The sequence below is a fragment of the Paenibacillus sp. FSL W8-0186 genome, assembly GCF_037969765.1.
Classification (GTDB): domain Bacteria; phylum Bacillota; class Bacilli; order Paenibacillales; family Paenibacillaceae; genus Fontibacillus; species Fontibacillus woosongensis.
Genome location: NZ_CP150207.1, coordinates 4,932,721 through 4,954,441 on the forward strand (window position 1 = coordinate 4,932,721; position 21,721 = coordinate 4,954,441).

General features: G+C 51.5%; 19 protein-coding genes. 6 read left to right on the top strand and 13 right to left on the bottom strand.

Going from position 1 to position 21,721, the window contains the following annotated elements; all coding sequences use genetic code 11:
* Positions 1-242: 242 nt before the first annotated feature.
* From sigH to MKX50_RS22275, 10 genes are all read right to left on the bottom strand, one after another.
* Positions 243-896, bottom strand: a complete 654-nt coding sequence (gene sigH, locus MKX50_RS22230; RefSeq protein WP_213595301.1) for an RNA polymerase sporulation sigma factor SigH — start codon at positions 894-896, stop codon at positions 243-245.
* Between the two features lie 162 nt (positions 897-1,058).
* Positions 1,059-1,580: an NYN domain-containing protein gene (locus MKX50_RS22235; protein ID WP_155613366.1), complete on the bottom strand. Its 522-nt coding sequence runs from the start codon at positions 1,578-1,580 to the stop codon at positions 1,059-1,061.
* 5 nt (positions 1,581-1,585) lie between these two features.
* Complete coding sequence (rlmB, locus tag MKX50_RS22240; RefSeq protein ID WP_213595303.1) at positions 1,586-2,338, bottom strand: 23S rRNA (guanosine(2251)-2'-O)-methyltransferase RlmB; 753 nt, start codon at positions 2,336-2,338, stop codon at positions 1,586-1,588.
* 66 nt (positions 2,339-2,404) lie between these two features.
* Positions 2,405-2,824, bottom strand: a complete 420-nt coding sequence (locus MKX50_RS22245; RefSeq protein ID WP_213595319.1) for a Mini-ribonuclease 3 — start codon at positions 2,822-2,824, stop codon at positions 2,405-2,407.
* Between the two features lie 167 nt (positions 2,825-2,991).
* Positions 2,992-4,395: a cysteine--tRNA ligase gene (gene cysS, locus MKX50_RS22250; RefSeq protein WP_213595305.1), complete on the bottom strand. Its 1,404-nt coding sequence runs from the start codon at positions 4,393-4,395 to the stop codon at positions 2,992-2,994.
* Between the two features lie 36 nt (positions 4,396-4,431).
* On the bottom strand, positions 4,432-5,094 hold the full coding sequence (cysE, locus tag MKX50_RS22255) for a serine O-acetyltransferase (protein WP_155613369.1): 663 nt from the start codon (positions 5,092-5,094) through the stop codon (positions 4,432-4,434).
* Positions 5,095-5,647: 553 nt separating this feature from the next.
* Entirely contained in the window at positions 5,648-7,111 is a 1,464-nt protein-coding gene (gltX, locus tag MKX50_RS22260) for a glutamate--tRNA ligase (protein ID WP_213595321.1), read from the bottom strand.
* A gap of 47 nt (positions 7,112-7,158) precedes the next feature.
* The gene (ispF, locus tag MKX50_RS22265; protein WP_155613371.1) at positions 7,159-7,647 is read right to left on the bottom strand and encodes a 2-C-methyl-D-erythritol 2,4-cyclodiphosphate synthase; all 489 of its coding nucleotides are present in this window, start codon (positions 7,645-7,647) and stop codon (positions 7,159-7,161) included.
* A complete protein-coding gene (gene ispD / locus MKX50_RS22270) occupies positions 7,644-8,366 on the bottom strand; it encodes a 2-C-methyl-D-erythritol 4-phosphate cytidylyltransferase (RefSeq protein WP_339157791.1) in 723 nt (240 codons plus the stop codon). Before ispD ends, ispF begins: the two co-directional genes overlap by 4 nt.
* A gap of 100 nt (positions 8,367-8,466) precedes the next feature.
* Positions 8,467-9,555, bottom strand: coding sequence for a PIN/TRAM domain-containing protein (locus MKX50_RS22275; protein ID WP_155613373.1), 1,089 nt, complete (start codon positions 9,553-9,555; stop codon positions 8,467-8,469).
* Positions 9,556-9,770: 215 nt separating this feature from the next.
* Between MKX50_RS22275 and MKX50_RS22280 the strand changes: the two genes are divergently transcribed.
* From MKX50_RS22280 to MKX50_RS22305, 6 genes are all read left to right on the top strand, one after another.
* Positions 9,771-11,582: a sensor histidine kinase gene (locus MKX50_RS22280; RefSeq protein ID WP_213595307.1), complete on the top strand. Its 1,812-nt coding sequence runs from the start codon at positions 9,771-9,773 to the stop codon at positions 11,580-11,582.
* A gap of 28 nt (positions 11,583-11,610) precedes the next feature.
* Positions 11,611-13,191: a response regulator gene (locus MKX50_RS22285; RefSeq protein WP_155613375.1), complete on the top strand. Its 1,581-nt coding sequence runs from the start codon at positions 11,611-11,613 to the stop codon at positions 13,189-13,191.
* Positions 13,192-13,317: 126 nt separating this feature from the next.
* On the top strand, positions 13,318-14,205 hold the full coding sequence (locus tag MKX50_RS22290) for a sugar ABC transporter permease (RefSeq protein WP_155613376.1): 888 nt from the start codon (positions 13,318-13,320) through the stop codon (positions 14,203-14,205).
* A gap of 2 nt (positions 14,206-14,207) precedes the next feature.
* Complete coding sequence (locus MKX50_RS22295) at positions 14,208-15,050, top strand: carbohydrate ABC transporter permease (RefSeq protein WP_339157792.1); 843 nt, start codon at positions 14,208-14,210, stop codon at positions 15,048-15,050.
* Between the two features lie 78 nt (positions 15,051-15,128).
* A complete protein-coding gene (locus MKX50_RS22300; RefSeq protein WP_339157793.1) occupies positions 15,129-16,499 on the top strand; it encodes a sugar ABC transporter substrate-binding protein in 1,371 nt (456 codons plus the stop codon).
* Between the two features lie 298 nt (positions 16,500-16,797).
* On the top strand, positions 16,798-17,193 hold the full coding sequence (locus tag MKX50_RS22305; RefSeq protein ID WP_155613379.1) for a DUF1573 domain-containing protein: 396 nt from the start codon (positions 16,798-16,800) through the stop codon (positions 17,191-17,193).
* Between the two features lie 1,168 nt (positions 17,194-18,361).
* Here the strand turns inward: MKX50_RS22305 and pssA are convergent.
* From pssA to radA, 3 genes are all read right to left on the bottom strand, one after another.
* Positions 18,362-19,090 carry a CDP-diacylglycerol--serine O-phosphatidyltransferase gene (gene pssA / locus MKX50_RS22310; RefSeq protein ID WP_155613380.1) on the bottom strand — a complete coding sequence of 243 codons (729 nt, stop codon included), beginning with the start codon at positions 19,088-19,090 and terminating at the stop codon, positions 18,362-18,364.
* A gap of 98 nt (positions 19,091-19,188) precedes the next feature.
* Positions 19,189-20,265: a DNA integrity scanning diadenylate cyclase DisA gene (gene disA, locus MKX50_RS22315; RefSeq protein WP_155613381.1), complete on the bottom strand. Its 1,077-nt coding sequence runs from the start codon at positions 20,263-20,265 to the stop codon at positions 19,189-19,191.
* Positions 20,266-20,279: 14 nt separating this feature from the next.
* Positions 20,280-21,647: a DNA repair protein RadA gene (gene radA / locus MKX50_RS22320; RefSeq protein ID WP_155613382.1), complete on the bottom strand. Its 1,368-nt coding sequence runs from the start codon at positions 21,645-21,647 to the stop codon at positions 20,280-20,282.
* Positions 21,648-21,721 lie beyond the last annotated feature (74 nt).

Sequence of the window (21,721 nt, forward strand, 5' to 3'; positions counted from 1 at the left end):
ACAGTATAACACATCATTTTACAAGATAAACCCTTGTCTGAACTTATCCTACTAAATGCTCTGCCTATCGTTCGAATCCTGACGGCTTCCAAATTGTAATAAATTACATAATATTATAGAATTAATAATTAACCTAATAAAGATTTCATCAACTCTAAAGGCTAAAGAAAAACGACTATAGTCATAGTCGTCTTTGCGCTGGCTATTCTGTTCAAGCGGGCCATGCAACCGGCACAGCCGCCTTACACCGCTCCATCACGAACCTCTAAATATCGTTCCAATTTGCGTTTGACCCGCTGCAGAGCATTGTCGATCGACTTGACATGCCGATCTAAATCCACTGCAATTTCTTGGTACGAGCGTCCATCCAGATACAGCATCAACACTTTGCGTTCCAAGTCACTAAGAATTTCCGACATTTTATCTTCCAAACCAACGAACTCTTCCTGGTTAATGATCAATTCTTCCGGATCACATACCTGGGAACCACAAATGACATCCAACAATGTCCGATCCGAATCTTCATCATAGATCGGCTTGTCCAAAGATACATACGAATTTAGCGGAATATGCTTCTGCCGCGTTGCCGTCTTGATCGCTGTAATGATTTGCCGCGTTATGCATAACTCGGCGAACGCCTTGAACGAGGCAAGCTTATCACCACGAAAGTCCCGGATCGCCTTATATAGGCCGATCATCCCTTCCTGGATAATATCCTCCCGGTCTGCGCCAATCAGAAAATAGGATCTGGCCTTTGCACGCACGAAGCTCCGGTACTTGTTGATCAAGTACTCCAGCGCTTCACTGTCGCCTTCGCGGACCGCTTCGACAATGTCTTCGTCACTTTGGATCTCATAGTCAAACCTAACCCACGTCGTCTCGAGATTGACACTCACCACAAATCCCTCCGGCTGCAACGCACGGTGCCCCGTCACTTCAGTCAAGTAATACGATCAGTATATATGATGGCATATATTAGCGTCAACTATAAAAGTACCAAAAGATGTAAGGTCGAACTTTGTCAAGAGTATTTGGAAGGATAACGAATGAATGCCCCTTCATTCCCTGCGCCAACGTTCAAACATCATCCGTACTTCTGGGCTAAGCTTGGCATCAATACTATTTCGACTCGATTTGGAGCTGCGTTCGGCAATTTTCGATTGAATCTCTCTCTCACTCTCTTCGACTTGGTTCAGCAATTCCCGCGCTGAGACCCGAAGTGCTCCTTGTCCAAATATAACATGCTGCTCTACAGTATCGCTTGTGGCGACGTAGATTTGCCTGCGCCGATGCGACAGCTCGCGGACCAGGCGCTCTATGCACTCATCTGCCGTTTCTTTCTCTTTCGTAAAATGAACCTCTACCTTGCTCTGATTAAAAGACTTTCCCAGACCGGGTACGCGATAGGCATCAAATACCACGATCACTTTCCTTCCGGAGAAGGCTTGATGATTGGCCAGCCTCTCTAACAGACGGTCGCGGGCCTCTTGCATTCCCACCTTGGACAGTGCGGCAAGCTCGGGCCATCCGCCAATCATGTTGTAGCCATCTACCAGAAGGATGTCGCGCATTTCGCGCATGCCGCTTAACCTATGGCGCGGCGTCTGCGCAGCGCTTCGTACATAATAACGCCCGCCGCGACCGAAGCGTTCAGGGAGTTAAGTCTTCCCGCCATGGGCAGCTTAAGCAGGACGTCGCATTTCTCGCGAACGAGCCGCCCCATACCCTTGTTCTCATTGCCAATGACGATAGCAACAGCGCCGGAGAGTACCTGGCCTGCGGCATACATGTCCTCTTTGGCATCCACATCCGTGCCTGCAATCCATACTCCCGCTTCCTTCAGCTGCTCCATCGTCTGGGCTAAATTGGTCACCCGGGCTACCGGAACGTATTCCACTGCGCCAGCCGACGTCTTCGACACCGTTGCCGTAATGGATGCAGAGCGGCGTTTGGGGATGATCACCCCATGCACGCCGGTGCATTCCGCCGTACGCAAAATCGATCCTAAGTTGTGAGGGTCTTCGATTTCATCCAAGATCAGCAGAAAAGGAGGCTCTCCGCGCTGCTCCGCCCTCTGCAGAAGATCTTCCACTTCCACATAGGCATAAGGGGCAACCTGTGCGACAACCCCCTGGTGCTGAAGGCCAGGCGCCATTTGATCGAGTTTGCGCTTGTCGACAAACTGCACGATAATTCCATGTTGTTTGGCCTCAGCAATAATCGGCTGGGTCAAATGCTTCTGGGCGCCTTCGGCTACCCAAATTTTATTGATCGTCCGTCCGGCGCGCATCGCTTCCAGCAGCGAATGCTTCCCGCCGATCCATTCTTGATCGTCCATACGACATCCTCCCGGGGATTTCGAGCAATTTCGCTTCTTTTCCCTTGTTGTAATTTAATATGATCTTTAACCGTCAGCCCGTTCCAGCAGTTCGAAGCCCTGTAAAATCAGTCCCCGGAGACGATCATGTGCCCCGGTATAGTAGAGGTACCCGACCAAGCTTTCAAAGGCCGTCGCATGGCGGTAGTCGAGCACGTCCGCATTTTTGGGAACCGTGCCGGACTTCGCATTCCGTCCTTGCCTCACCACGTCCTGCTCCTGCTCTGTGAGCTGGGGCTCAATAAGCGCGAGCAGCCTGGCCTGGGCCTTGGCGGAGACGAACTTCGTCGACTCGCGGTGCAGGTGATGCGGGCGCAGGTTCGGCCGGGCTATGACGTGCTGGCGTACGGCGACCTCGTATACGGCGTCTCCGATGTAGGCCAGCGCCAAGGGCGGCAGCAGCCTGGTTGGCTTGGACGGCGGCTCGGGGAACCAGAGGGCGGCCATAGCTTCGCCCGAAGCCTCCGGCCCTCCCCGTTCCCCCTTCCTCTCATGGGCTCTCTCGCAAGTCCCATCAGCAGCCCCTTTGCCAGCCGCTTCCCGATCCTCGGCAAGCCCCTCTCTCAACGCCTCGCCGCTCACCGTACCATTCCCTTCCTCGTACTGATGCCCGCTCATTTCCGCCGCCATCTCATGCCCTGCGGCGTATCCTCGAGAATGATGCCTTTGGCGTCGAGCAGGTCGCGGATTTCGTCAGCCCGGGCCCAGTTCTTCGCTTTGCGCGCCTCAGCCCGCTCGGCGATCAGCGCCTCCACGTCGCCATCCAGCAATTCCGCCGCTTCCTCCTTGGCGATGCGCAGCACGCCGTTCATCTCGGCGAACTGCTTCTGCGCCGCTTCCAGATCGGCCCGGCTGACAATCGGACGCTGCAGCAGGGAATTCACTTCGTTCACCCATTCGAATACTGCAGTGATGGCATCCGGCGTATTGAAGTCGTCCTGCATCTTCGTATGGAACAGAGTCCCAATTTCGCGCAGCTTCGCTTCCCAATCCGGTGTAACTTCATCCGTGCCCGCCGCAGCTGTCTGCAGCCGGTGACGCAAATTGCTTACGGTATTGGCGATGCGCTCCACGCTCCGCTCGGCCTGCTCCATAATCTTCTCGGAGAAGTTGAGCGGATTGCGGTAATGTGTCGATAACATGAAATAGCGGATGGCCTCACATTTGTATTCGGCCCGCAGGTCCTTGACGAGCACGCCGTTGCCGAGCGATTTCGACATTTTCTCGCCATCGATATTAATATAACCATTATGCATCCAATAATTTGCTAGCGGCTTGCCAGTTGCCGCTTCCGATTGGGCAATTTCGCATTCGTGATGCGGGAATTGCAAATCCTGGCCGCCGCCGTGAATATCGAGCGTATCGCCAAGCAGCTCGCGAGACATCGCGGAGCATTCGATATGCCAGCCCGGTCTGCCTTCGCCCCATGGGCTAGGCCAATGGATTTCTCCCGGCTTCGCCGCCTTCCAGAGCACGAAATCCTCGGGATTCTCTTTGCGTTCATCGACGTCAATCCGGATGCCGAACTGCAGTTCCGAAAGATTCTGACCGGACAGCTTGCCGTAATCCGGAAATTTCTTCGTCCGGAAGAAGACGTCCCCGCCGCTGGCGTAGGCATACCCTTTGCTCTCCAGATCCTTGATGAAATCAATGATGGTCTCCATGCTGTCCGTTACGCGAGGATTAGCAGTCGCCCGGGGAATGTTCAATCCGTCCAGATCCTCGTAATACGCCTTAATGAACATTTCCGCTACTTCAGGCACCGTCGTGTTCATTTCTTCAGCTTTGCGGATCAGCTTGTCGTCGACATCAGTAAAATTGACAACATAGTTGACCTCATATTTCTGATTCTCCAGATAACTTCTTACCACATCAAAAAAGATCATCGGACGCGCATTCCCGATATGGATATACCCGTAGACGGTCGGACCGCACACATAAATGTTCGCCTTGCCCGGCTCCCGGCTTACAAAGGTTTCCTTCGTGCGAGTCAATGTATTGTATATTTGCAGTGCCATACTCACGTTCCTTTCGCAAGCTGTTGTTGGTATGATTTACTCTGATGTCACATGCTCCTGGCGGCGCAGCTGCCCCTTCAGATCGGCAATCTCGGACTGCAGTTCTTCGATCTGGCTCTGCAGCGCCTTCATCGAGTCGACGACCGGATCCGGAAGCTGATGGCTAAGCCGGTCGAGCGGCTTCCCGCGAAGACGCACCACTTTGCCGGGAATCCCGACCACCGTGCTCTCGGGCGGCACTTCCTTCAGAACGACAGAATTGGCCCCGATATTCGATTGGTCTCCAATTTTAAAGGAGCCAAGAATTTTGGCACCCGATCCGATGACAACGTTATTGCCGATGGTCGGGTGGCGTTTGCCCTTTTCCTTGCCGCTGCCGCCAAGAGTAACTCCTTGATAGATAACCACGTCATCCCCAATTTCGCAAGTTTCCCCAATGACGACGCCCATGCCATGGTCAATGAACAGCCGATTGCCGATCCGTGCTCCCGGATGAATCTCGATTCCCGTAAAGAAGCGGCTGGTCTGCGAAATGATCCGGGCGATCGTGAACCACCGACGGCGATAGAAAGCATGCGCCAGCCGATGGCTCCATATGGCATGCAGCCCGGAGTAGGTGAAGATGATCTCGAACCAGCTTCTCGCGGCCGGGTCATTATCGAAAACGGCTTGAATATCGGATCTCATCCTTTTAAACATCATGCTTCCCTCTTTTCTCTTCCGGTCTCTCGCCTTGCTCTTAGCCTTGCTGAGAAGGTCAAGCCTCCCTTGCTTATCTCTCTAGTGTTTGCTGTCTGCAATAAATATTGCCTTCAAAAAAAAAGCGTCTCTGCAGCCTTAGCTGCAGAGACGCTTAACGCGCGGTTCCACTCTGCTTCGGACGTAAGGCCGGACTCCCGCTGCCTGCCCGCAGGCAGAACGGTCTTCAGGTTCCTCCATCCCTCTTGGCGTCCTTAACGGGGACGATGCGGCAAAATTTACCTGCGCCAGGCGCTTCGCATGCGGTTAATGACCGTCATGCCAAGCCAAAAGCGCGCTCAACTCCGCTGCTCCCGGGTGCATTTCCGAAGCATGTATTGAGATAACTTCCACCCCGGTGCCGCTTGTCGGCTCCTCGGTTATCCTCTCTGGGCAATACAATGGGCTGTCGTACTTCTCCCGATCTATGCATTTACAAGATATAGGGGTAATTCAATTCATCTGTCTATATATTACCCGAAAGGCTCTAAAAATGACAACATTTGATTTGTCGCTAAGCCCCGCGGATTTGCGCCTTCAGCCGGTCGATCGTCCGGTCTTGGCCAAGCAAATAAATCGTCTGGTTCAAATCGCGGCCGTGTGTCTGGCCGGTCAGGGCTACGCGAATCGGCATGAACAGATTTTTGCCTTTGTGCCCGGTCTCTTTCTGCACCTCTTTGATCAGTGCAGCGATGTTCTCGGCCGTGTAATCGGCGAGCGCTTCAACCTTCGCGAGGAATGCGCTCAGGACTTCCGGCACCTGCTCTCCAGACAGAACGGCTGCTGCCTCCGCATCCAGCTCCAAATGCGTACGGAAGAACAGATCCGACAGCTCGACGATATCCGACGCCGCGGTCATCTGCTCCTGATACAGGGCAACCAGCGCCTGGGCCCATGCCTCCTGCTCCGGCGTCAGCTCGGCAGGCAGGCGCGAAGCCTTCTGCAAATGCGGAATCGCAAGCTTAGCAATACGCTCAGGCTCGGCGTTCTTAATGTAGTGGTTGTTCAAGTGGGCCAGCTTGTTCGTATCGAACACTGCAGGGCTGCGGGACAGCCGCTTCGCATCGAAGATCGAGATCAGCTCTTCCTTCGAGAAGATCTCTTCTTCGCCTTCCGGCGACCAGCCAAGCAGCGTAATGAAGTTGAACATCGCTTCCGGCAAATATCCCAGATCATCATACTGCTCGATAAACTGGATGACCGATTCGTCGCGTTTGCTCAGCTTCTTGTGGTTCTCGCCGACGATCAGCGTCATATGTCCGAACACTGGCGGCTCCCAGCCGAACGCCTCATAAATCATTAACTGGCGCGGCGTATTGGATACGTGGTCCTCGCCGCGAAGCACGTGTGTAATGTTCATCAGGTGATCATCGAGCACGACCGCGAAGTTGTAGGTCGGAATGCCATCCTTCTTCACGATGACGAAATCGCCGCTCGTCTCGGATTGGAACGTGATCTCGCCTTTGACCAGATCGTGGAACGTATACGTGCGTCCTTCCGGCACGCGGAAGCGGATGCTCGCCTGCCGTCCCTCGGCTTCGTAAGCGGCGCACTGCTCCGGCGTCAAATCCCGGTGCTTGCCGGAATAGCGCGGCGTCTCTCCGCGGGCCATCTGCTCCTCGCGCTCCTGCTCCAGCTCCTCTTCCGTGCAATAGCAGCGGTAAGCCAGCCCTTTATCGAGAAGCTCCTCCCAATATTTGCGGTAAATATCCAGCCGCTCGGTCTGCCGGTACGGACCGTAGTCCCCGCCGACATCGACACTCTCATCCCAATCGATGCCAAGCCACTTCAAATAAGTCAGCTGGTTCTCTTCCCCGCCGGCGACGTTGCGCTTCACGTCGGTATCTTCGATCCGGATGATCATTTTGCCTCCGTGATGTCTCGCAAACAGATAGTTAAACAGCGCGGTTCTCGCATTGCCGATATGTAAATGCCCCGTAGGACTAGGAGCATAACGCACGCGAACCTCCGTCATAATGAATCCCCTCCTGGAATAAATAACGAATCAAATCTTCAAAAATTATTTTAAGATGATAGCATATCTTTCGTCAGGCACACAACACACAAAGCGGTGATGCCTTCCCCCCGCCCGTTGAAGCCAAGCTGCTCCGTCGTGCTGGCCTTTACATTCACAAGCTCCGGCTCCGCCTGCAGTACGCCAGCGATAACCTCGACCATTTGCGGGATGTACGGAGCCATCTTCGGACGTTGGGCAATGATCGTCGCGTCCAGATTTCCAAGGCGATAGCCGCGTTCCACAGCCATGGCCCACACCCGCTCCAGAAGCTTCAGGCTGTCCGCATCCTTATAAGCTGGATCCGTATCGGGAAAATGCCTGCCGATATCGCCTAGACCGAGTGCCCCGAGCACCGCATCCGTGATCGCGTGCAGCAGCACATCCGCATCGGAATGCCCCAGCAGCCCTTTTTCGAAAGGAATCGTTACCCCGCCGATAATGCAAGGCCTGTCTTCCACTAGTTGATGTACGTCAAATCCTTGTCCAATTCTAATCATGCGTTACCTCTCCCTTTAGCTTCCTTCTGCGATTGCACGAACTCGGCGTAGTCCAAATCATCCGGCGTAGTAATTTTAATGTTGCCGTACGCCCCTTCCACTACCCGAACCGGTATTCCCATCCGCTCCGCGAGCATCGAATCGTCGGTGCCCACGAAGCCCTCCTTAGCGGCCTCCTCATGGGCCCGCATGAGATCCGATCGGCGAAAAGCCTGGGGCGTCTGAATGGCCCAGAGGCTGCGCCGGTCCGGCGTCGCGGTCACCCAGCCCTGCTCATCCACCTGTTTAACCGTATCCTTCACCGGCACGGCCAACACGGCCGCCTGATGCTTAACGGCCGCTTCATAACAGGCGGTTACCTGCTCTTCCGTGACAAAAGGGCGGACGCCATCATGCACCAGTACCCAAACTGAGCTCAATTGAAGCAGCCCTTGGTATACGGAGTGCTGACGCTCGGCGCCGCCCGGAATAACTTTAATTGGAGTTATGATGCCATACTCGTCGATCCACGCCCGGACCCGCTCAACATCCTGCTCACCCGTCACCAGGACGATCTCGGTGATCAGGGGATGGCGGTCAAACACCTCTAACGTGTGAACGACGATTGGCTTGTCCTGCAGCATGAGGTACTGCTTGCTTTCCTTCGTACCCATGCGTGTACCGCGCCCGGCCGCCACAATAATCGCTCCGGCTCCGGGGCTGTTCGCTTGTGCCACCATGCTTCCCTGCCTCATCCGTTGGAATTGCGCAGGCTTCTGGTCTGGCCATCCCGCTTAAGGAAACCGCCAGAACTGCGCAGATACTCCCATCATACCGTTTTTACTGGGCTTTTTCCAACAGTTTTGGTTTGGCAAAAATCATCCGGCCCGCCGAAGTTTGCAGTACGCTGGTGACAAGCACCTCTGTAATGGTTCCGATATAATCCCGGCCACCTTCAACGACTATCATGGTGCCGTCATCCAGATAGGCCACCCCTTGACCATGCTCTTTACCGTCTTTGATAACCTGCACCATAATCTCTTCACCCGGCAATACGACCGGCTTCACGGCATTCGCCAAATCGTTGATATTGAGGACGGAGACCCCCTGCAGCTCGCACACCTTATTCAGGTTGAAATCATTTGTGACGACCTTCCCCTGCAGCACCTTAGCCAGCTTGACCAGCTTGCTGTCCACTTCGGAGATTTCCTCGAAATCCCCCTCGTAGATCATGACCTTGACGTCCAGCTCTTTCTGGATTTTATTCAAAATATCCAGCCCGCGCCGTCCGCGGTTGCGCTTGAGCAAGTCCGATGAGTCGGCGATATGCTGCAGCTCCTCCAGCACGAACTCAGGAATGACGATCGTTCCTTCGATAAATCCTGTCTTGCAAATATCAGCGATCCGCCCATCGATAATGACGCTGGTGTCAAGAATTTTATGCTCCTCCAGCCTGCGTTCTTCGCCCTGCTCTGTGGCTCCCCATTTGCCAGACTTCCAGAAGGAGGATAGCTCTTCCTTCTTCGCCAGCCCCACGGTCAGCCCCATGTAACCGAACAGCGCCGATATCGCGAATTGCGCGAAGCTCTCCATAGATCCCAGCAAGGACAATACAGGGTAGACCATTAAAGATAGTAGTAGTCCTGCAGTCAATCCGGCCGCGCCGGCCATCATTTCATTCATCGGTATTTCCGTAATCGCTTCGATCCACCGCCTAATTCGTGCAGATGCGATATCCGCAACAAGGGAGAACATGAATGCGCACAAGACTGCTCCTGCAGCTGCAAGCAGCAGATGCGACATCAGAGGACTCATCCCGCCAAGCCATGCGCGCAGCGGCCCCGGGAACAGGCCCGTTAGCCCTTCCATGGTATAACCGAGCCACGCCCCGCACAAAGCGGACAGAATCATGAACCATCTTTTGACCATGTCTCTCTTCACCTCCAAAATTTAGTATGTTCTTTAACCAGTATGATCCAATTTTTGGCGGCGTAATCTTTGTTGGATAAAAATTTCCAGACGAGCTTCTCTGGTTATTTCTGCTTCCATATTCCATATCAGCATGCTATTCTTTCATATAAGTCTGGACAACCGGCTCTCAGGATGCCGCCACAAATGACTGCTGCACGAAAGGAAGGGGACAGATGAGATTCCCGCGATTCCGCTCTTTACGAACGACTATACTGTGGCTGTTTGTGCCAACGATATCCGCATTTATCCTGTTATCGGGGCTCATCTCCTACCAATTGGCCGCGGAGCAGCTAAAGGAAAATGCCTATACGAGTATCAGCAATACGGTGTCTCAGACCAGCCATTTTATTAATGACCGATTAACGGCGCTGTTTACAGAGCTCAATATTTTATCCCAGGACTATGATTTGAACATGCTGATCAAAAAGCTTCAGAACCCGGATTACACGCTGACCCCGGAGGATCACGTCATCATTAATTCGAAGCTGAACAAAATTTATTCGGACTATTACTCCATCGTCGATACGATTTACGTCTCTCTCAACAACGGACAAACGATTTTTCAGAAAAAATACGACTATTACACCACCTACGATTACGACTATATTCCTTTCAGCGATTATGACCCCAACTCGGTAATCGTGCAGTGGAAAGGTTTTCAGCAAATAGATGCAAATGCGGCTTCAGATGCAGATTCAGGCCAATATGCGGATGCCGATCGGACAAATGAACAGGTCACGTTCATCAGTATGTATAAATTCATCGACAGTCACCGGATGCATCCGGACGGGTTCATTCTGTTTGAGCTCAAGGAGCAGTTCTTTACCGATTTTCTCGCCAGCCCGCAAATTGTTGAAAGCGGTTACTTGATGCTGATCAGCCCGGATAGCGATATTTATTTCAAGCCCGTGGACAACCGCTATTCCCTCCAGCCCGATGTCATTAACAAAATTCAGCTGTCCGCAGCCCCCTCCGGAACGGAAGAGTTCAAAAGCGCAGACGGCGTTAATTTAGTCGTTCTCTACGACACGATAGAAATTAATAAATGGCGCATCGCCGCTGTTTTTCCCAGAAATGAGCTGCTGCTGAAAATCGAATCCATCAAATACGTCACCCTTGTATCCATGGGCATCATGATCATTTGCGCCATGATCTTCTCGATAATCTTGGCGAGACTGCTGACCCAGCCGCTCATTAAGCTGACGCGCATCGTCAATAAAATCGGGAACGGCAGTTTAAAGCTTCATTTCGACAAAGAACTTCCGAATGAGATTGGCGTGCTCAGCCGCGGAATTCAAAACTTGATCCTGCGGATCGAAGACTTGCTCGTCCAGGTGGAGAACAAACAGATTCAGGTCAAGAACGCAGAGTTCAAGGTGCTGCAAGCACAAATCCAGCCCCACTTCCTGTATAACACCCTGTATTCCATCCGGCAGCTGTGTGATATGGGATTAGCCAATGATGCAAGCAAAATGGTACAGGCGATGTCCAACTATTACCGGATCAGCATCAGCCGGGGAATCGAGATCATTACGATTCAGGAAGAGCTAGAGCACATTGAAAATTATTTGTACATTCAGCACATGCGGTACGGGGATGACTTCGATTATGAAATCGATGTGGATCCTGCATTATATCCTTATAAAATTCTTAAGCTGACGCTCCAGCCTCTGCTGGAGAATGCCCTTTATCATGGGGTTAAGCAGCACCGCAAAAAAGGGAAAATTCGCGTGACCGGCGCTTTTCACCGTGGGCAAATCCAATTCCAGGTGATCGATAATGGTGTCGGCATGTCCGCCGAACGTCTCGCGGAAATCAGCCAATGCCTCGAAAATCCGGAATCAGAGCATTCCCAGGTCGGGTACGGCGTGCGAAATGTCCAAATGCGGCTGCGCATGCAGTACGGCCCTCATTGCGGATTATCTTATGCAAGCGAGCCTAATCAGGGGACCTGCGTTACGGTCATAATCTATCAGCAGGAATAATTTACGGAACGTAGAAGGAGTGTGCGCCATGTTAAAGCTGATCATTATTGATGATGACGGGTTGATCCGCAGAGGACTCAGCCATACGATTCGCTGGGAGGAATTGAACATTGAACTAGCAGGTACGGCTGCAGACGGCGAGCGGGGGCTTGAATTGATCGAAAAGACGGAGCCGCATATCATCATCGCCGATATACGCATGCCCATTATGGACGGGCTGGCGCTGACTGGCATTGTGAAGTCCAGATATCCTGAAATGAAAATCATATTAATGACGGGATACGATGAGCTGGAATTTGCCAAAGAAGCGTTAAAGATGAAAGTGTTCGACTACTTATTAAAACCGGTTGATAACCAGAACCTGCTGGATGCTGTTCAGCGGGCCGCCGCCGAATGGCATCATGACCATCAATTGAAGCTGAAGCTGCTGGAGGGAATCCCTTTGCTGAAGCATAGGTTTTTCGAGCGCTTGATTAGAGGCAAGCTATCGGAGGAAGAACTGAGCATCCAGGCCCGCATGCTCGATTTGAATTTCGATTACGATTTCTACATGACGGTTATTCTCAAGGCCGACGATTATGCAGCCGATCATTCCTCTCACCGGTTCGGCAGAGAGATGCTGAAGTACTGCATCGAGAACGTAGCCCATGAAATCATAACGCGGGAGCAGGCCGGGTTCGTATTCGAGTCCATCGATGATGAAATCATTGTGCTGTTTGCTTGGAAAGGGCCGGATGAGCATCTGCAGTCCCGAGCCTTCGACCTTACCGAAGAAATACGGGCCAGTGTTGAGCAGTACCTAAAAACGACCGTAACGGCCGGCATGGGCTTTCTATACGGACAGCTTGCTAGTGTAACCAAATCCTATTCGGACGCCAAATCCGCTCTGGAAATTCGCCATATCATCGGCAAAAACCAAGTGATCTCCATTCAGGATACAGGACTGCCCCTCTCCCCCCAATCCGTGGATATTCTGGATCTGGAAAAGACTCTGACGCTCAAGGTCAAGCTGGGGCTGGAGAAGGACGCAGAGCAGGTTCTGGAGCAGATCGAAGCTAAGCTGCTAAGCACACGTTCCATTACGCTGCAGCAGGTGAAGCTAAAAGCGCTGGAAACGGCCGTTCTCATTTATGCTGATGCCGATTTGCGCGAGCTCGTTCACGAGGATGATTTCAACCGGCTAACCGAGCTGATACATCGGAAGCAAACGGTCAGAGAGGTTTTCGCGGAAATCCGGCAGATGGCCTCTCTCTTGGCGAACGCTATGAATGCCAGCAGAGAAAGCCAGCAGAAGGAAATCGTCAAGCAGGCGATGGATTTTATTGAGCAAAACTATATGCGGGAACGCCTTTCTTTGCAGGACGTGGCCGATGAGGTGCATATCAGCCCAACTTATTTGAGCTATATTTTCAAAAAAGAGCAAAATATCAACTTTAGCGACTATCTTCTGGAAACACGCATGAAAGTAGCCATGGAGCTGCTGCGCATGAAGGACTTGAAGTCCTACGAAGTCGCCGAGCTGGTCGGCTACAGCAATGCCCAATATTTCAGCACCTGCTTCAAAAAATACACCGGCTGCTCACCCTCAGCCTTTAAAGGCGAATCTTAAAATATGAAACACTCGTCATAAGATATTGCATTCCTGAGCCCATCTGCGAATTTTATAATAAATTTGTGCTAATCCGATAGCGCTTCGGACCGCAAATTTGTTTAAAAGGAGATGGTGATCGCTTTCATGAATGCCCTGAACAACAAGAAATGGTGGCCATACCTGTTCATCGCACCTTCGGTCATCCTATTGGTCGGATTTCTTTTTTACCCGATTGCTAACGTGTTTATACTCAGCCTGCAGGATTACAATCCAACAAAACCTTATGCCAACGGCTTTACCGGGTTCGATAATTTCACGCAAATCTTCACAGGAGACAAAATCTTCTACTCTACCTTAGTGATCTCTTTAAAATGGGTGCTGTCCGAGGTCGTTCTGCAATTGCTTCTGGGCCTGATCCTTGCGCTGTTGCTAAATCAGACCTTCCGGTTCCGCGGGCTGGCCCGGGCAGCGGCCTTCCTCCCCTGGGCAATCTCGGGAGTCATCACGGCAACGATGTGGTCCATTATGTTTAATGAGCATTTTGGCGTAATCAATGATCTGCTGAAACGGATCGGCTTCATCTCGCAGAACATGGCCTGGACCGCCAATCCGAGTACGGCATTTGGCTCCATCGTAACGGCCGAGCTGTGGCGGGGCATCCCTTTCTTCGCCATTACGCTGCTGGCCGCCATGCAGAACATTCCAGGCGAGCTGTACGAATCCTGTAAAGTGGACGGCGGCGGCAGATGGCGCTCATTCTTTAGCATTACGCTGCCGTTTTTAAAAGACACCATCATCCTCACCACGCTGCTTAGAGCAGTTTGGGAATTCAACAACGTCGATCTGATCTTTACGATGACTGGCGGCGGACCAGCCAACATGACAATGACCTTGCCGATGTATATCGCCAATCAGGCGATTAAATCGAATAATTACGGTTACGGCTCAGCGCTTACCGTGATCGGCGTGATACTCCTGACGATATTCGCGGCGCTGTACCTTAAATTCAGCGGCTTTGGGAAGGAGGAGTAGGAATGAATCATAAGCTGGAGAAATACTGCAGCCTTTTCCTTTATCGCTATCTGCCTCTCACTCTTCTGCTCCTGTTCATTATGGTCCCGTTCTATTGGACGCTGAATACGTCGCTGAAGCTTGAAGGGGATATCACAAAAATGCCGATTGAATATTGGCCTGCTCCCGCCACCTTCGACAACTTCATCATGTCGTGGAACAATGTCGGCTTCTCGCTATTTTTTCGGAACAGCATGTTCATCGCTTTATCTACCGTGTTGATCGTGCTTGTCCTTTCCATCCTGGCCGGATACGCCATTTCCCGCTTCAGCTTCAAGGGGAAAAACGCATTTATGCTCCTGCTGCTCTGTACGCAATTCGTACCCGGCGCCATGCTGCTGATTCCGCTGTTTATGCAGTTTAAGGCGATGCAGCTGACAGGAACACATCTTGGTTTGATTATCACGTATTCTGCGTTCCAGCTCCCCTTCAATGCCATACTGATGAGCGGATTCATTCGCGGCATCCCGGAAGCGCTGGAGGAGGCCGCCGAGGTCGATGGTTGCAACCGCTTACAAGCGATATTCCATGTCATTCTCCCTATTTTGATACCTGGTCTTGTGGCCACCTCGGTCTTTACCTTTATAGGAGCATGGAATGAGTTCTTATTCGCGCTGATGTTCATCACCAAGAAATCATTATTCACCCTGCCTGTCGGGCTCAGCTATATGCAAGGGGAGTTCGATATCAACTACGGCGCTCTCGCCGCAGGCAGTGTCATTGCCCTCGTGCCTGTCGTCATCCTGTTCTCCTACGTACAGAAGTACCTGGTGCAAGGACTCGGCGCAGGGGCAGTTAAAGGTTAAGGATTTTGAGGTTTCAGGTCTATTAGGCTTTAGCTAGACCATATGAAGTTATTCGAGCGATTATAGGGGGTATCTCACATGATGCACATGAGACAATATACAGGCGCAATACTGGCTATCGTTCTAATTCTTGCTTTAGCTCTAACCGGCTGCGGTTCCAATAAGACAGAGAGCCAAGGCGGGAGTAATAGCGGGAATAGCGGTAACCATAGTGACAACAGTCCCGGCAAACCAGTGACGATTACATTTTGGGATGAAAACTCCGGTCCGCAGCGTACCCCGCATTACGAGGAGTTGATCAAACGCTTTGAGGCGGCCCATCCGAATATTAAGGTCGAATACGTAGGCTTGCCCGCTTCAAGCGCCAAGCAGAAGTACGATGTCGCCATTGCTTCTGATGATATGCCGGATATCGGCGGGATCAACCAGTTCTGGATTTCCGACTTCGTAGCCAAAGGGGTTCTGCTGGACCTGGAGGATTACTACAGCAGCTGGAGCGAGAAGGACAAAATCGCAGCCTCCGCGATCGACGGCAGCCGCAGCTCCGCACCGGACGGGAAGCTGTATCAAATTCCGAATACCAGCAACTACAGCACCTTATGGTATCGCGCTGATTGGTTCGAGGATGCGGGTATAGGCGTGCCGCAAACCTTTGATGAATTTTTTGCTACGGCGGATGCATTGACTGATTCTGCAAAAGACCGTTACGGGTTTACGATACGCGGCGGCTCGGGCAGCTCCAAGCAGCTGACAGAGATTTTATACGCCTATTCTGGAATTACCGACTATTTCGATCAGGACGGCAAAGCAACGGTCAATGATCCTGCCCATGTAGAATTTCTGAATCAATATGTGCAGCTCTATGGAACAAACACGCCAACCAGTGACGTAACCAATGGTTACAAGGAAATGGTCGCGGTTTTCGATACGGGAATCGCCGCCATGCTTCAGCATAATTTAGGCTCCTATGGGGAACATACCAAGGCATTCGGGGCGAATGCCGCAGAATTCAAGGCTTCTCCATTGCCGAAATCGCAGCAAGGCTACCGGGTCATTACCGGAGGCGACAATGTAGGCCTGGCGATCTTCAAATCTTCCAAACATAAAGATGCCGCCTGGAAATTCCTGACCTTCCTGGCCAGTGAAGAAAGTCAGAACTACTGGAATCAAAATATCGGCCAAATGCCGACTCATATCGACTCCTTAAACAGTGATTGGGTTAAAAGCAGCCAGCACATTCTGGCCTTGTCCGAGGCCATTGCCGATCCGGCGACCAAGGTGCTGATCCCGCCGATTTACTTGCCGGATTATTCCTCCATCCAGCTCAACGTACTGGAGCCCGGCTTCCAATCCGTACTCTTGGGAAAAGTGAGTCCCCAGGACTTCCTGGATGAATGGGCACAGGCGATGGAAGCTGCTTTAGCGGAATACCAGAATAGCTTCGAATAATTCATAGGAAGCACGGACACTTTTCTAAATCTTGTATTTGTCGATGCTCGACATGATGCCTGGCATAAGGGCCAACGATACGGCCACTCTTATGCCAGGCTGTTTTGTATTTGTGATGAGAGACCCGGATACGCGTCAGATATTTGATGATCGATTACGAAGACAAACTACAAAATTCGAGTTTTTTTCTGATGAAAAAATGGGACAATCCCCATCATTACGGCAATTCCAGCTTGATATGAGGGGAAATTGTGGCATATAATGAACTCAATTCATAATATTTGAGGTGGATGGAAAAATGAGCGCTCAAAGCCTGCAATCTTTTCAAGAACAAGTTTCTGATTTGTTACTCCGTCACCGCAGTTTGCTAGATGTCCTGTCCAAATTGGGACAAACCAATGCGTCCGTCGTCCGCTCCGTCACTAAATCGGTGACTGAATGCGGTTGCATCGAGCTCCACGCCACAAAACAGCAATTCGAACCCGGCATGGATCTGCAGCATGCCAAGGAAACGATCCGCAAGCATGTTCAAGGAGAACTTTGCGAGAACTGCCGGGATGCCGTTACCAATGAGCTGGGACGTAACCTTTTTTATATGTCTGCTCTCTGTAACTTGCTGGAGATCGACATGGATGAAGTCGTCCGACGGGAATCGCAGAAGTGTGCCACTTTAGGATTGTTTAACTTATCATAGATGTATTTTTTGCACCCACCCCCACCCCTCCCTGCCAAGGGAGGGCCCAAGGGCTGTGCCTCTGAACTCACCATATGGACATAGCGTGAGGGATACCGAGGAACTCCTTTGCGTTGGACGGCGCTTAGGCTCTACCTAGGCACGCTTTTTTCCCCATTCAGGTACGTCATGTTTAGGAACGCTTCTATTCCCCGGAACTACTTACTGTATATCCCTTCCTCGTTCGCTTCACTCGGAAAGCTGCCTGCCATGTTCTGCTTGTCCCCTTGCGAGTACGCTCTACTACTATAGCAATCCTTCTTAACAGGAATACCGCTCAGGAACCTAAAGGGTACTTACATGAACCTATAAGAGGCTACAAACCTATAAGAGACTACAGGAGCTCACAGGAGCCAACTTAGTACCGCTATGTACCAGGCACCTTCTCCTTTACGAGATGCAATATAGGACACGAAAGATCTTCGCCATCTTGCCAGCCAACCAATACTTGCTGCTGATCGCACTTAGCAGACTACAATGCCCGGCCTTGAACATACAAGCTCCTCGTGACAAGGGACACCCTTAACGAGAGTGAGACGTGGTCACGAAATTGGGATGTAAATAACAAACCAGAACGTGATCATGAGTCCAGAGACGTTAGCACGAAATCAGAATTTGAATAATGAAGCCGGAACGCTCAATAGCAAGACCAGAACGTGAACAAGGAGAGCAGGACGTGAGTAATAATGACCCATACGCGAGCAACCAAACCAGAGACGCGCATATGTGACCAAAACGTGTGTAACGAATCTTACGATCGCTATTTGTCCAAAAATCACCTCAGCCAAGATGTAACGAATCCTGGCAACGTTATTTCATCCCTTACCTCCCCAAAACAGAGGATACACAGTAAATAGGGTGGCTAAGAACCGTTAGGTTTTAAAATCGCTGCAAATATGCACAAATAACGTGGATGAGATTCGTTAAACTTTTTTTAACCAACCCTCTAAGGTCCCGTGTGAAAGAGTATGGTGCGTTCAGGCACACAGACGTATACCTGACCTGATCACTGCAGAACTTGCTTGAATAAGTTGCGGGCGATGCGGCTTGGCCGTAAAACTTATAAGTCCAATAAAGATAAAAGCATGAACGCCGTGATCTCCGACGCTCATGCTTTTATTAATACATATCAACGATTGTGATAAGCTTCCTCGGCCTCATCGTCATCTACCTGCTTGCCGCGGTGGAGCAATTTGTCGAAGCTCTGCTTCAGGCCATAGGCTGCGTAAACGACAAGCGGGATAAAGATAAGCTTGGATAATTCCTCTGGAAAAAGAACCGCAACCATGACTGCAAGCAGGATAACGAGCGGCGCTAAAGCAATTCCCTTTTTAGGAAGGCCGATCTTTTTGAAGTTGGGATACTTTACGGAACTAACCATCAAGTATGATACGAGCAATATGCCGCAAATGAAGTAAGGAGCCGTCATATTCTTGTGAAACAGGGACAATGTGGCAATGACACCGCCCGCGGCTGGAATCGGCAGGCCGATGAAATACCCCGGCACTCCCTTCTGGACATTAAATCGAGCCAATCTCAGCGCGCCGCACATCGGGAAGATAGCCGTAACAGCCCAAGCAATCCCCGGATGTATCCCGTTAAAAGCAATAGAGTACATTAACAGGGCAGGGGCGACGCCAAACGATATAATATCCGACAATGAGTCCAGCTCTTTGCCGAATTCGCTTTGGGCGTCAAGCGCCCGCGCAACCCGCCCGTCCAGCCCGTCGAGCAGCATCGCCACAATGACCATGATCGCGGACATGCTGTATTTGCCGTCAAAAGCAAAAATAATGGCTAGCATCCCTAAAAATAAGTTTCCCAGGGTAAATACATTCGGAAGTGATTTTGTAATCATCTCTTCACCTCGTATAGATTTCCAATAATCTTATTATCGGATTATGAAGCAAATTACTTTAATTCCCAAAAGAAAACTCGGCCCGCAGGCATACAGGCTTAAATTTGCCTATCGATAAAAGCCTGTTCCTGCAGCCGCTTAAGACCTTCTTTGATCGTTCTGGCCCGAACCTCGCCAATGCCGTCCACTTCGTCCAGCTCGTCGATCGTCGCCATCAGCACCCCTGGAAGATGCTTGAAGCGCTCGACAAGGTTATGGATGATGACGTTCGGGAGACGCGGGATTTTGTTCAGCACGCGATAACCTCGCGGGGACACTAAGTCTTCAGACATTGCCGCCGAAGCCGGATAACCGAGCAGTCTGGTGATATGGCTCATCTCAAGCAGCTCATCGTCACTGGATCGCTTCAATCCAAGGATAATTTCCCGAATGGCTTCATCGCTGTCTTCCTTAGCATAGTCTTTGTATAACAGCCACGCTTCTTCCTCCATATTGCTAACCAGCTCTTCCATTTGCATACTAATCAACCGGCCTTCGGAGCCCAGTTCGTTAATGAACCGTTTGATCTCCATTTTGATCCGAATCACCATTTCAACCCGCTGAATCACATTAATGACCTCGGGCATCGTCACCAGCTCTTCGAACTCGGATGCCGTCAAATTCGTAAGGGCCTGATTGAGAACAGCCCTGTATTTCTCCAGGGTTTGGATCGCCTGGTTCGCTTTCGTCAGGATAACCCCAATCTCCTTCAGGGAATAACGAAGCCCGCCTTGATATAACGTGATGATATTACGGCGCTGGGAGATCGAGACGACCAGCTTGCCCGTCTGCTTCGCTACCCGCTCCGCCGTCCGGTGGCGAATCCCCGTCTCCGACGAGGAGATGGATGAATCGGGAATGAGCTGCGTATTTGCATACAATATTCTCTTAAGATCCTCGCTCATGATGATGGCTCCGTCCATTTTGGCCAGCTCGTATAAGTAGTTCGGCGAGAAGTCACAGTTAATGGAGAAGCCTCCTTCAACTACTTCCATCACTTCCGGGCTGTATCCCACAACGATCAGCCCACCGGTCTTGGCCCGGAGCACGTTCTCAAGTCCATCGCGAAAAGCGGTGCCGGGCGCGACGAGTCTGAGTAAATCATTCATTTTCTCCGCATGGGTGTTTTCCTTCATGAACTTAATGCCCCCTAATCTAACGCAACAGCTAGCGCATCTGCAACAGTATTTACGCCAATCAATTGTATTCCTGCGGGACTCTGCCAGCCCTTCATGCTCTTCTCCGGCAGAATAACGCGTTTGAATCCTAACTTCGCTGCCTCCTTCACCCTCTGCTCAGCCCTGGAGACGGCCCGGACTTCACCGGTAAGCCCAACTTCCCCGAAGATGACATCGTCCGGCTTGGTCGGAATATCGCGAAAGCTGGAAGCAATGCTAACAGCAATCGCCAGATCAACGGCCGGCTCATCCAGCTTCACTCCGCCAGCAAGGTTCACGTAAGCATCCTGATTTTGCAGGAACATACCCATCCGCTTCTCCAGTACGGCGATAATCAGTCCCATCCGATGGTGATCTACACCCGTCGCCATCCTTCGCGGGGAAGGAAAATGTGTCGATGCGATCAGAGCCTGCAGTTCCACGAGCATCGGGCGTGTTCCTTCCATACTCGCCACAACGGTGGAGCCCGCGACACCAAGCGGCCTCTCGGATAGGAACAGCTCCGAAGGGTTAGTTACTTCGGTCAAGCCGGATTCGTTCATTTCAAATATGCCGATTTCGTTCGTAGAACCGAAGCGGTTCTTCACCGCCCGAAGCAGGCGGTAAGAGTGATGCCGTTCTCCTTCAAAATACAGCACGCAGTCCACCATATGCTCCAGCAGCCTTGGCCCGGCAATGGCTCCTTCCTTCGTCACATGCCCGACCAGAACCGTGGCAATCCCCTGCCCTTTGGCAATGCGCATGAAGCGCGCAGTACATTCGCGAACCTGGGATACGCTTCCCGGCGCGCTTGTCACTTCCGGCAGATATACGGTTTGGATCGAGTCGATGACGAGGAAATTCGGCTTCAGCTCGTCGATCGCCGATTCAATGGCTTCCATGTCGCTCTCACAGAGGACATACAGCTCTTGCGACAAGGCTCCTAGCCGCTCGGCTCTCAGCTTCGTCTGCCTGATTGACTCCTCCCCGGATATATAAAGTACTTTCAATCCGGCCTGAGCCATTTCGTGGGATGTCTGCAGGAGCAGCGTCGATTTTCCGATTCCTGGATCACCGCCGACCAGTACGAGCGAGCCGGGTACGACTCCGCCGCCAAGCACCCGGTTCAGTTCTCCTATACCAGTGACGATGCGCGGTTCTTTGCCGCTCTCTATGTTTATGATGGGCAGCGGTTTTTCTTTCGTATGAAATAGACCAGAGGACATCCCCTGCGTCTTTACGACTTTCTCCGTTTCTTCGACCATGGAGTTCCATGAACCGCACCCCGGGCATTTCCCATACCATTTCGGCGATTCATATCCGCACTCCGTGCAAAAAAACTTTGTTTTTACTTTAACCATTTTTCTCTCCTTAAAATATCTGCAAAATTTAACAAACCTTGCAGCCCAAACCACTAAGGGTAACACTCAAAGTT

Excerpts from the sequence above, each read along its gene's own strand:
- MKX50_RS22235 (WP_155613366.1), bottom strand. The coding sequence starts at position 1,580 with ATGCGCGAAATGCGCGACATCCTTCTGGTAGATGGCTACAACATGATT.
- rlmB (WP_213595303.1), bottom strand. The coding sequence starts at position 2,338 with ATGGACGATCAAGAATGGATCGGCGGGAAGCATTCGCTGCTGGAAGCG.
- MKX50_RS22245 (WP_213595319.1), bottom strand. The coding sequence starts at position 2,824 with ATGGCCGCCCTCTGGTTCCCCGAGCCGCCGTCCAAGCCAACCAGGCTG.
- cysS (WP_213595305.1), bottom strand. The coding sequence starts at position 4,395 with ATGGCACTGCAAATATACAATACATTGACTCGCACGAAGGAAACCTTT.
- cysE (WP_155613369.1), bottom strand. The coding sequence starts at position 5,094 with ATGTTTAAAAGGATGAGATCCGATATTCAAGCCGTTTTCGATAATGAC.
- ispF (WP_155613371.1), bottom strand. The coding sequence starts at position 7,647 with ATGATTAGAATTGGACAAGGATTTGACGTACATCAACTAGTGGAAGAC.
- ispD (WP_339157791.1), bottom strand. The coding sequence starts at position 8,366 with ATGGTGGCACAAGCGAACAGCCCCGGAGCCGGAGCGATTATTGTGGCG.
- MKX50_RS22275 (WP_155613373.1), bottom strand. The coding sequence starts at position 9,555 with ATGGTCAAAAGATGGTTCATGATTCTGTCCGCTTTGTGCGGGGCGTGG.
- MKX50_RS22280 (WP_213595307.1), top strand. The coding sequence starts at position 9,771 with ATGAGATTCCCGCGATTCCGCTCTTTACGAACGACTATACTGTGGCTG.
- MKX50_RS22285 (WP_155613375.1), top strand. The coding sequence starts at position 11,611 with ATGTTAAAGCTGATCATTATTGATGATGACGGGTTGATCCGCAGAGGA.
- MKX50_RS22290 (WP_155613376.1), top strand. The coding sequence starts at position 13,318 with ATGAATGCCCTGAACAACAAGAAATGGTGGCCATACCTGTTCATCGCA.
- MKX50_RS22295 (WP_339157792.1), top strand. The coding sequence starts at position 14,208 with ATGAATCATAAGCTGGAGAAATACTGCAGCCTTTTCCTTTATCGCTAT.
- MKX50_RS22300 (WP_339157793.1), top strand. The coding sequence starts at position 15,129 with ATGATGCACATGAGACAATATACAGGCGCAATACTGGCTATCGTTCTA.
- MKX50_RS22305 (WP_155613379.1), top strand. The coding sequence starts at position 16,798 with ATGAGCGCTCAAAGCCTGCAATCTTTTCAAGAACAAGTTTCTGATTTG.
- pssA (WP_155613380.1), bottom strand. The coding sequence starts at position 19,090 with ATGATTACAAAATCACTTCCGAATGTATTTACCCTGGGAAACTTATTT.
- disA (WP_155613381.1), bottom strand. The coding sequence starts at position 20,265 with ATGAAGGAAAACACCCATGCGGAGAAAATGAATGATTTACTCAGACTC.
- radA (WP_155613382.1), bottom strand. The coding sequence starts at position 21,647 with ATGGTTAAAGTAAAAACAAAGTTTTTTTGCACGGAGTGCGGATATGAA.